The organism is Streptomyces sp. LS1784, from assembly GCF_020103755.1.
GTDB lineage: Bacteria > Actinomycetota > Actinomycetes > Streptomycetales > Streptomycetaceae > Kitasatospora.
The window spans coordinates 1-8,985 of record NZ_JAHSQD010000344.1; the positions used below are offsets into that span (position 1 = coordinate 1).

The window sequence follows — 8,985 nt, forward strand, 5'->3', positions numbered from 1 at the left end:
GCGGCCCCGGGGGCGCGCGGGGGCAGCGGGGCGGCCGGACCGGCCAGCAGGGGCCGGGAGTTGGGCCGGCTCGGCGAGACGGCGAAGGCCAGCGAGCCGAAGAAGACGTAGCAGCCGAGCCCGACGCCGAGCGGGAAGATGAACTGGAGTGCCATCACGCCGTCCTCGGTGGAGCGTGAGAAGTCCAGGTGGACGGAGAGCGCCGCCATACCGGTGTAGTGCATCGCGCAGACCGCCACGCCCATCACCGGCGCCGCGGCGAGCACGGCGAGCGTGCCCCGGATGTTCAGCGCGGCCCAGAGCGCGGCCGTGGCCGCGACCACGGCGATCGCCACCGAGGCCGCCACGGTGGGCAGGTCGTAGCCGAGCCGGCCGGGCAGGACCATCGCGGCCATGCCCAGGTAGTGCATCGCGGCGACCCCGAGGCCGGTGGTCAGCCCGCCGACCAGGAGTGCCAGGGCGCGGTGCCGCCAGTACCCGACGGTGAAGAGCCCGACGCCGACCACGGTGACGGCGACCAGCAGGCTGAGCACGGTGAGCCCGGGCCGGTAGCTGATCTCGGCGCCGGTCACGGAGAAGCCGAGCATCGCGATGAAGTGCATGGACCAGATCCCGGCCCCGAGCGAGGTCGAGGCGAACAGCAGCCAGACGGCCCGGGTGCGGCCCTGGGAGACGAGTGCCCAGCGGGCGCTGCGCAGGGCGACGAAGGCGCCGAGGCAGGCGACGAAGTACGAGACCGCCGGTGTCACCCAGCCGTGGTCGGCATGGTGGATCTCACCCAATAGAGCTCCCTGGACGAGGGTTGAGGGCACCGGGGCGCGGGCGGACGCGGCTGGCCGGGGAAGGCGCGCGGCAACGGGCACCGGAGCGGGAACGCGGTCCCGCGGGGAGGAGCCTGGCATGTGGTGCCCCTGACAATCGGGGAGAGTAGCCACTGCCCGGCGGTCGCACAATGTTCGCGTTTTTCGTGAAGTCCCAGGTCAGGATGGGCCTTTACGCGGCCTGCATGATCCCGGCACCAATCCCTGACACCGTCTGCGCACCGTCCCCAGGCCTCGTGCGGGGGTCGCCCGCCCCGCTTGGCGGCTACTCCAAGGGGGCTAGTCCGAACGGGTGGCCGGCCGGGTCGACCAGCACCCGCAGCGTGCGGCCGTGCTGGTAGGCGGGCTCGGTGGCGCCGAGCGCGAGGGCCTTCGCGGTGGCCTCGTCCAGGTCGTCGACGTAGAAGTCGAGGTGGAAGTGCTTGCTGCCGTCCGGTTCCGTCCACGGCTCAGGCCGGTACCCGGTCACCCGTCCGAAGCCCAGCGGGCTGCCGCCCTCGGGGTTGTCCAGGATCGCGAAGTTCTCGTCCGTGTGCCTGGTCTCCCACCCCAGCAGCTCGCCGTAGAACGAGGCCAGCGCGACCGGGTCGGCGCAGTCGATGGTCACCATGGCGAGCCGGGCGAAGCCGGTGTCGCCGGGCCCGTTCTGCGTGGACCGCTCGGACGACTGCGGCCGTTCGGACCGCTCGGACTGCTCGGTGGCGAGGTCGGACATGGCAGGTCGGCCCTTCTGGGAGTCGAGAGCTGGGGCCCATGACCAATATGGCACCGGGGCGACCCTCCGGCGCGGCGGCGGATCTCATTTTCCTTAGCGAGAGTAATGACGTAGGCTAAAGAGATGCCCGAGATGTCCGAGCAGGACTTCGCAGCGATCAGTCAGCTGCGGTCGTCCACGATGCGCCTCTCCCGACGACTCAAACACCAGCGGGTGGAGGAGTCGCTGAGTCCCACCGAGATGGGGGTGCTGGGCACCCTCGCCCGGTGCGGGAAGGCGACGCCGGGTGAGCTCGCCCGGAAGGAGCACGTGCAGCCTCCTTCGATGACCAGGATCGTCGCGATGCTGGAGGAGAAGGGGCTGGTGCGGCGCGAGCCGCACCCCGAGGACCGCCGCCAGGTGGTCGTCAGCAGCACCGAGCAGGCCGAGACGATCCTCGCGGAGAGTCGTCGACGCCGGAACGTCTGGCTCGCCGAGCTCGCCCAGGGGCTCGACGAGGAGGAGTGGGCCGTCCTCCGCGAGGCCGCGCCCGTGCTCTACAAGCTCGCACACCTCTAGGCACACCTAATCCGGCAAGCCGCCGGAAGGACAAGGAGCACTGCATCACCGCAGGACCGACCACCGACACCAGGAGCGCGACGGCCCCCCCCCGCCCCGCCCCGCCACGAGGGGAGACCACCGTGACACCGCCGGCCGCAGCCAGCGCCGCCGCCATCCGTACCGACGACCCGACCACCGACCCCGCCGCGGCCAGTGCCGCAGCCGCCGACGCCCAGGCCCCCGCTCCCACGGGACTGCCCGGCAACGGCGACGACGACCCCGACGAACGCACCGCGGCGGACTCCGCCGCTCAGGGCCGAACCCACTCGGCCTCATCTCCCACAGGTGCCGATTTCACCCGACCCGGGGGGATGTTCTCCTCGCTGCGCGTTCGCAACTACCGCTACTACTTCGCCGGCCAGGTGGTGTCCAACACCGGAACCTGGATGCAGCGGATCGCCCAGGACTGGCTGGTGCTGAGCCTCACCGGCAGCCCGCTCGCGGTCGGCATCACCACCGCCATGCAGTTCCTGCCGATGCTGCTGCTCGGCCTGTTCGGCGGCGTGCTCGCGGACCGGATGCCCAAGCGCCGGCTGCTGGTGTTCACCCAGGGCGCGATGGGCCTGCTGGCCGCCGGCCTCGCGGCGCTGACCATCGGCGGCATGGTGACGCCGTACTACGTGTACGCCTTCGCGCTGCTGCTCGGCCTGGTCACTGTGGTGGACAACCCGACCCGGCAGGCCTTCGTCTCCGAGATGGTCGGTCCCAAGGACCTCGCCAACGCCGTCAGCCTGAACGCCGCCAACTTCCAGACCGCCCGGCTGGTCGGCCCCGCCGTCGCGGGCCTGCTGATCGCCGCGGTCGGCAGCGGCTGGGCGTTCGCCGTCAACGCACTGTCCTTCGCCGCCGTGATCGGCGGGCTGCTCGCGATGCGGGAGGCCGAACTGCGCCCGACCGAGCCGATCGCCCGCGAGAAGGGGCAGCTGCGCGAGGGCCTGCGGTACGTCAGGGAGCGGCCCGAGCTGCTCTGGCCGATGGTGCTGGCCGGGTTCATCGGCACCTTCGGCTTCAACTTCCCGACGCTGCTCTCCGGCTTCGCGTACGACACCTTCAAGGTGGGCGCGGGCCAGTACGGCCTGCTGAACACCGCGATGGCGATCGGCTCGCTGACGGGCGCGCTGCTCGCGGCCCGCCGGGGCGCGCCGCGGCTTCGCCGGCTGGTCGGCGCGGCGCTGGCCTTCGGCACGCTGGAGGTGGTCGCCGCGTTCGCGCCGGACTACTGGACCTTCGCGCTGCTGCTGATGCTGGTCGGGGTCTTCGGGCTGAGCTTCAACACCTCGGTCAACTCCTCGCTCCAGCTGGCCACCGACCCGGAGATGCGCGGCCGGGTGATGGGCCTGCTGGTGCTGGTCTTCACCGGCGGCACGCCGGTCGGCGCCCCGATCGTCGGCTGGGTGACCGCCTCGTACGGGCCCCGGCTCGGCCTGCTGGCCTGTGGGCTGGTGTCCGCGGCTGCGGCCGGCGTGGTCGGCCTGGTGCTGGCCCGCAGCGCGGACCTGCGGGTGCGGTTCGACCTGCACCCGGGCCGCGGCGGCCGGGTGGTGGCCTTCGTGCCGCGGACCGGTCCGGCGCGCAAGACCGAGCTGGCCACTGCCTGCTGATCGATCACCAGGAACCCCCGGAGTCCCGACTCCGGGGGTTTCCGGCGTTGCGTCAGAGGCGGATGGCCAGCACCTGGCCCGGCCAGACGCCGGCCGGCTGCTCGACCTCGAAGCTCTCGGTCTCGGTGAAGCCGAGCGCCCGGTACCGGGCGACCAGCTTGCGGTCCGCGCCGCCGTAGCAGTCCACCCGCAGCAGGCCGATGCCGCGCCGACGGGTCTCCTCGATCGCGTCGGCGATCAGCGCCGCGCCGATGCCCGAGCCCTTGCGGCTGCGGTCGGTGACCAGGTTGCGGACGTACAGCTCGCGCTCGTCCACGGCGGGGATCCACCGGCCTCGGTCCTCGGAGAGCACGCAGCAGCCGACCGTGCGGCCGTCGTCGTCCACGGCGAGGCGGATCAGGAAGGGTTCGGCGGCGTACGAGGAGACCTGGTCGACCCGGGCCGGGATGGTGCTGAACGGCTGGTCGCCCCACTGGCCGGTGCGGTCCTGGCCGGCCAGCCAGGCCACGGCGTCGTCGAGCAGGGCGAGGATGTCGGGGACGTCCGCGGGACCCCCGTTGCGGATCTTCATGGATAGACGTTCTACTCCAAGCGGCCGGCGGAGGGAAGATGGGCTCATGAGGCTGTTCGTGGCGGTCGTCCCGCCGGTCGCGGCGCTGCAGGGGCTCGCCGACGCGGTCGCGCCGGTGCGCGGGCTGCCCGGGGCGGACCGGCTGCGCTGGACCACCGTCGAGGGCTGGCACCTCACCCTGGCGTTCCTCGGCCAGGTGCCGGCCGAGCGGCTGCCGGAGCTGGAGACGGGCCTGGCCGCCGTCGCCGAGGTGCACCCGGTGCACCGGCTGCGGATCGCGGGCTCCGGCCGGTTCGGCGACCGGGTGCTCTGGGCCGGGGTGGAGGGGCAGACCTGGGCGCTGCGCCGGCTTGCGGAGGCGGTCGCCGAGGCCACCGTCGAGGTCACCGGGGACACCGACGACTTCGCCTTCCACCCGCACGTCACCCTGGCCCGGGCCGGCTCCCACCGCGGCCACCGGCGGGCCGTCCTGCGGGTCGCCGCGGCCGAGCTGGACGCGCTGGCGGCGGCACTGGCGGAGTACCGGGGGCCGGAGTGGGAGGCCGCCGAGCTGCACCTGATGAAGAGCGACCCGGACGGCGGCTCCGCCCAGTACGAGTCGCTGTGCTCCTGGGAGCTGGCGGACTGGGGCTGAGGTCCCCGGGAGGCCCGGGGCAGGGCCCGGGAGCAGTCCTGCGTGAGCCGGAGGTACGCTCGTTGACCGTGGATCCCAAGACTCGTATGCGCATCGTCTCCGGCACCCTGGTGCTGATGCTGGTCGTCGTGCTGATCAGCTCGCTGGTCGGCCGCTAGCCGGTCGGGCCCCGGCCCCGGAACGGCGAGAGGGCCACCGCCTGTCGGCGGTGGCCCTCGGCCGTGTCGTCGGGGGGCCGGGTCAGAGCTGCTCGACCACGTAGTCGATGCAGCGGGTGAGCGCCTCGACGTCCGCCGGGTCGATCGCCGGGAACATCGCGATGCGCAGCTGGTTGCGGCCCAGCTTGCGGTACGGCTCGGTGTCCACGATGCCGTTGGCACGCAGTGCCTTGGCGACCGCGGCGGCGTCCACCGACTCGTCGAAGTCGATGGTGCCGACCACCTGGGAGCGCTCCTCCGGGTTCGCCACGAAAGGGGTGGCGAAGGAGGACTTCTCGGCCCAGGAGTACAGCCGGGACGAGGAGTCGGCGGTGCGGGCGACCGCCCAGTCCAGCCCGCCGTTGCCGTTCAGCCACTCCAGCTGGTCGGCCAGCAGGAAGAGGGTGGAGAGCGACGGGGTGTTGTACGTCTGGTCCTTCGACGAGTTGTCGATGGCCGTCGGCAGCGAGAAGAACGGCGGGATGTAGCGGCCGGAGCCGGCGATCTCGGCGGCGCGCTCCAGGGCGGCCGGGGAGAAGGTGGCCAGCCACAGGCCGCCCTCGGAAGCGAAGGACTTCTGCGGGGCGAAGTAGTAGACGTCCGTCTCGGTGATGTCCACCGGCAGGCCGCCGGCGCCCGAGGTGGCGTCCACCAGGACCAGCGAGCCCTCGTCCGCGCCGGCCGGGCGCCTGATCGGCATCGCGACGCCGGTCGAGGTCTCGTTGTGGGTGAGCCCGTAGACGTCCACGCCGGCCTCGGCGACCGGCAGCGGGTGGGTGCCCGGGGCGGTCTTGATCACGGTCGGCTCGCCGAGCCACGGCGCGGCCTTGACCGAGGAGGCGAACTTCGAGGAGAACTCGCCGAAGTCCAGGTGCTGGGACTTCTCCCGCACCAGGCCGAAGGCGGCGATGTCCCAGAAGGCGGTGGAGCCGCCGTTGCCGAGGACGACCTGGTAGCCGTCCGGCAGCGAGAACAGGCTGCTCACGCCCTCGCGCACGCGCTTGACCAGGTTCTTGACCGGGGCCTGGCGGTGCGAGGTGCCGAGCAGGGAGGTCTGGGTGGCGGCGAGGGCACTCAGGGCCTCGGGGCGCACCTTGGACGGTCCGCAGCCGAAACGGCCGTCTGCGGGCTTGATGTCAGCGGGGATCTGGATCTGAGCCACGCGCGCAGCCTACCGGCCGCAGACTCGGCGGGGGTACGGCAGTCCGCCCGCTGAGACTGTGGTCCCGGTTGCCCCGAGACGACGGAGAGCGGGCCCGGCCGGAGCCGGACCCGCTGCTCAGGGGCACTGTCCGGACGCTCGTCCGGTATCCGTCAGTGGGTGATGGCGTCCCAGCCCTCGATCTCCTCGGGGCGGCGCGGGCCGGGGCCGATGTAGCGCGCGGAGGGGCGCACGAGTCGGCCCGTGCGCTTCTGCTCCAGGATGTGCGCCGACCAGCCGGCGGTGCGCGCGCAGGTGAACATCGAGGTGAACATGTGCGCCGGGACCTCGGCGAAGTCCAGCATGATGGCGGCCCAGAACTCGACGTTGGTGGCCAGCACGCGGTCGGGGCGGCGGTTGTGCAGCTCCTCCAGCGCGGCCTTCTCCAGGGCCTCGGCGACCTCGAAGCGCGGCGCGCCGAGCTCCTTGGCGGTGCGGCGCAGCACCCGGGCGCGCGGGTCCTCGGCGCGGTAGACGCGGTGGCCGAAGCCCATCAGGCGCTCGCCCTTGTCCAGGGCGTTCTTGACCCAGGCGGTGGCGTCGCCGGTGCGCTCGATCTCCTCGATCATGCCGAGCACGCGGGACGGCGCGCCGCCGTGCAGCGGGCCGGACATCGCGCCGACCGCGCCGGAGAGGGCGGCCGCGACGTCGGCGCCGGTGGAGGCGATGACCCGGGCGGTGAAGGTGGAGGCGTTCATGCCGTGCTCGGCGGCCGAGGTCCAGTAGGCGTCGACGGCCTTGACGTGCTTCGGGTCCGGCTCGCCGCGCCAGCGGATCATGAACCGCTCGACGACCGTCTCGGCCTTGTCGATCTCGCTCTGCGGGACCATCGGCAGGCCCTGGCCGCGGGCCGACTGGGCGACGTAGGAGAGCGCCATCACGGCGGCCCGGGCGAGGTCGTCGCGGGCCTGCTCGGCGTCGATGTCCAGCAGCGGCTTGAGGCCCCAGACCGGGGCGAGCATGGCGAGCGCCGACTGCACGTCGACCCGGATGTCGCCGGAGTGCACCGGGATCGGGAACGGCTCGGCGGCCGGCAGGCCGGGGTTGAACTTGCCGTCCACCAGCAGGCCCCAGACGTGGCCGAAGGAGACGCTGCCCACCAGGTCGTCGATGTCGACACCGCGGTACCGCAGGGCGCCGCCCTCACGGTCGGGTTCGGCGATCTCGCTCTCGAACGCGACGACTCCCTCAAGCCCGGGTACGAAATCGGACATGCGACGGCTCCTTCAGTTCTGCGATCGGCGCTCCGCCGTGGTGGGGCGGCGCGCCAGTGACCGAATGGTGTTTGGCACTCGGTGCCAGAGTGACAGGCACGGGGTGCATTGCGCCATACACCACCGTGGTGATGTTTGCCGTGGGCCCGCTTGACTTTCCCGTCGGGGGCACGGTGCTGCCCGGGAACGCCTTGAACCAAACGCCCGGTTCAGGACAATTACCCACAGGGTGGGCGGCCAAGCGGTGGCGGGCCACCGTATCTCCCACGGAGGTTTGTCCGGAGGTAGCGGTGCCCGTCGCTTGTCGTACGGGATGATGTTGACGTGCAGACCCCGGATCGCGCCAAGCCGACGCCCCCGAGCCCCGCCAACCGGACCCTGGCCGAGGAGGCCCGTCCCGGCCCGGACCTCACCGTGATGCGCAAGCACTACAGTCACGAGGGCCTGGTCGAGGAGCAGCTCGCGCCCGAGCCGATCGGCCAGTTCACCCGCTGGTTCCACGAGGCGGACGAAGCCGGAGTGGTGGAGCCCAACGCGATGGTGCTCTCCACCGCCGACGCCGAGGGGCGGCCCAGCTCGCGCACCGTCCTGCTCAAGGGATACGACCTGCGCGGCTTCGTGTTCTTCACCAACTACGGCTCCCGCAAGGGCTCCGAGCTGGCCGCCAACCCGTACGCGGGACTGCTGTTCCCGTGGATCGCGCTGGCCCGCCAGGTGATCGTCCAGGGCCGGGTGGAGAAGGTCGGCCGGGACGAGACCGCCGCCTACTTCCGCACCCGCCCGCACGGCTCCCAGCTGGGCGCCTGGGCCAGCGAGCAGTCCAGTCCGGTCGGCGGCCGGGAGGTCCTCGAACAGCGCTACGCCGAGTTGGAGCGCCGCTACCCGGAGGGCGAGGGAGTACCCGTCCCGCCGTTCTGGGGCGGGTACCGGGTCGTCCCGCAGAGCGTCGAGTTCTGGCAGGGCCGGGAGAACCGGCTGCACGACCGGCTCCGCTACGTCGTCGACCCGGCCGGCCCGACGGGGTGGCGGGTGGAGCGGCTCTGCCCGTGATCCGTTCGGCCCACAGGCTCCGCGACGCGCCCGCGCGGAGCTGATGGACCGTCACACCTCGGGTGTAGGATGCCCGTCGCGGACCTGGGTCGATGCAATTCCGGCCGGCGGCCCGCTGTGCCGACACGATCGAGTGAGGGACTGATGGGCGTCACCGGTGCGGAAACCGCCGCTGGACTCGGCTCTGACCTGGTCGACGTCGCCGCCCTGCCGCTCGACGAACTCGACGCCCTGCCCGATACCGTCCTCGGCGACCTGCTGCGCCGGGTGGTCGCGGACGCCCTGACCCCCGGCGCGGAGCCGCTCGCCGCCTTCCAGTCGGCGCTCGACCGGTAGCGCGTCGCCCGGCGCCCGCGCCCCCTCGCCCGGCGCGCCGATCCG

At 72.5% G+C, this 8,985-nt stretch carries 10 protein-coding genes; 5 read left to right on the forward strand and 5 right to left on the reverse strand.

The features are described from left to right. Together KS423_RS30080 and KS423_RS30085 are read right to left on the reverse strand one after the other, a co-directional pair. Positions 1–782, reverse strand: a 782-nt coding sequence (locus KS423_RS30080; RefSeq protein ID WP_224282928.1) for an MHYT domain-containing protein, incomplete at its 3' end; no start/stop codon positions are given. Between the two features lie 304 nt (positions 783–1,086). Further along, on the reverse strand, positions 1,087–1,536 hold the full coding sequence (locus KS423_RS30085) for a VOC family protein (RefSeq protein WP_224282929.1): 450 nt from the start codon (positions 1,534–1,536) through the stop codon (positions 1,087–1,089). Positions 1,537–1,659: 123 nt separating this feature from the next. Here KS423_RS30085 and KS423_RS30090 point away from each other — a divergent pair, with 123 nt between their 5' ends. Both KS423_RS30090 and KS423_RS30095 read left to right on the forward strand, forming a co-directional pair. Next, complete coding sequence (locus KS423_RS30090) at positions 1,660–2,094, forward strand: MarR family winged helix-turn-helix transcriptional regulator (RefSeq protein WP_224282930.1); 435 nt, start codon at positions 1,660–1,662, stop codon at positions 2,092–2,094. A 44-nt stretch (positions 2,095–2,138) separates the two neighbouring features. Then, positions 2,139–3,737, forward strand: coding sequence for an MFS transporter (locus KS423_RS30095; RefSeq protein WP_374120053.1), 1,599 nt, complete (start codon positions 2,139–2,141; stop codon positions 3,735–3,737). A 52-nt stretch (positions 3,738–3,789) separates the two neighbouring features. Here KS423_RS30095 and KS423_RS30100 read toward each other — a convergent pair whose 3' ends face one another. Further along, on the reverse strand, positions 3,790–4,308 hold the full coding sequence (locus KS423_RS30100; RefSeq protein ID WP_224282931.1) for a GNAT family N-acetyltransferase: 519 nt from the start codon (positions 4,306–4,308) through the stop codon (positions 3,790–3,792). A gap of 46 nt (positions 4,309–4,354) precedes the next feature. On the opposite strand from KS423_RS30100, the gene thpR reads away from it, so the two are divergent. Next, positions 4,355–4,942, forward strand: a complete 588-nt coding sequence (thpR, locus tag KS423_RS30105; protein ID WP_224282932.1) for an RNA 2',3'-cyclic phosphodiesterase — start codon at positions 4,355–4,357, stop codon at positions 4,940–4,942. A gap of 240 nt (positions 4,943–5,182) precedes the next feature. Here thpR and serC read toward each other — a convergent pair whose 3' ends face one another. Together serC and KS423_RS30115 are read right to left on the reverse strand one after the other, a co-directional pair. Beyond that, positions 5,183–6,301: a phosphoserine transaminase gene (gene serC, locus KS423_RS30110; protein ID WP_224282933.1), complete on the reverse strand. Its 1,119-nt coding sequence runs from the start codon at positions 6,299–6,301 to the stop codon at positions 5,183–5,185. 152 nt (positions 6,302–6,453) lie between these two features. Further along, complete coding sequence (locus KS423_RS30115; protein WP_224282934.1) at positions 6,454–7,554, reverse strand: citrate synthase 2; 1,101 nt, start codon at positions 7,552–7,554, stop codon at positions 6,454–6,456. Between the two features lie 417 nt (positions 7,555–7,971). Between KS423_RS30115 and pdxH the strand changes: the two genes are divergently transcribed. Then, positions 7,972–8,604 carry a pyridoxamine 5'-phosphate oxidase gene (pdxH, locus tag KS423_RS30120; protein WP_224282936.1) on the forward strand — a complete coding sequence of 211 codons (633 nt, stop codon included), beginning with the start codon at positions 7,972–7,974 and terminating at the stop codon, positions 8,602–8,604. Positions 8,605–8,748: 144 nt separating this feature from the next. Further along, positions 8,749–8,940 (forward strand): FxSxx-COOH cyclophane-containing RiPP peptide, encoded by a 192-nt coding sequence (gene fxsA / locus KS423_RS30125; protein ID WP_049656076.1) that lies wholly within the window; start codon positions 8,749–8,751, stop codon positions 8,938–8,940. The last annotated feature ends 45 nt before the right edge of the window (positions 8,941–8,985 follow it).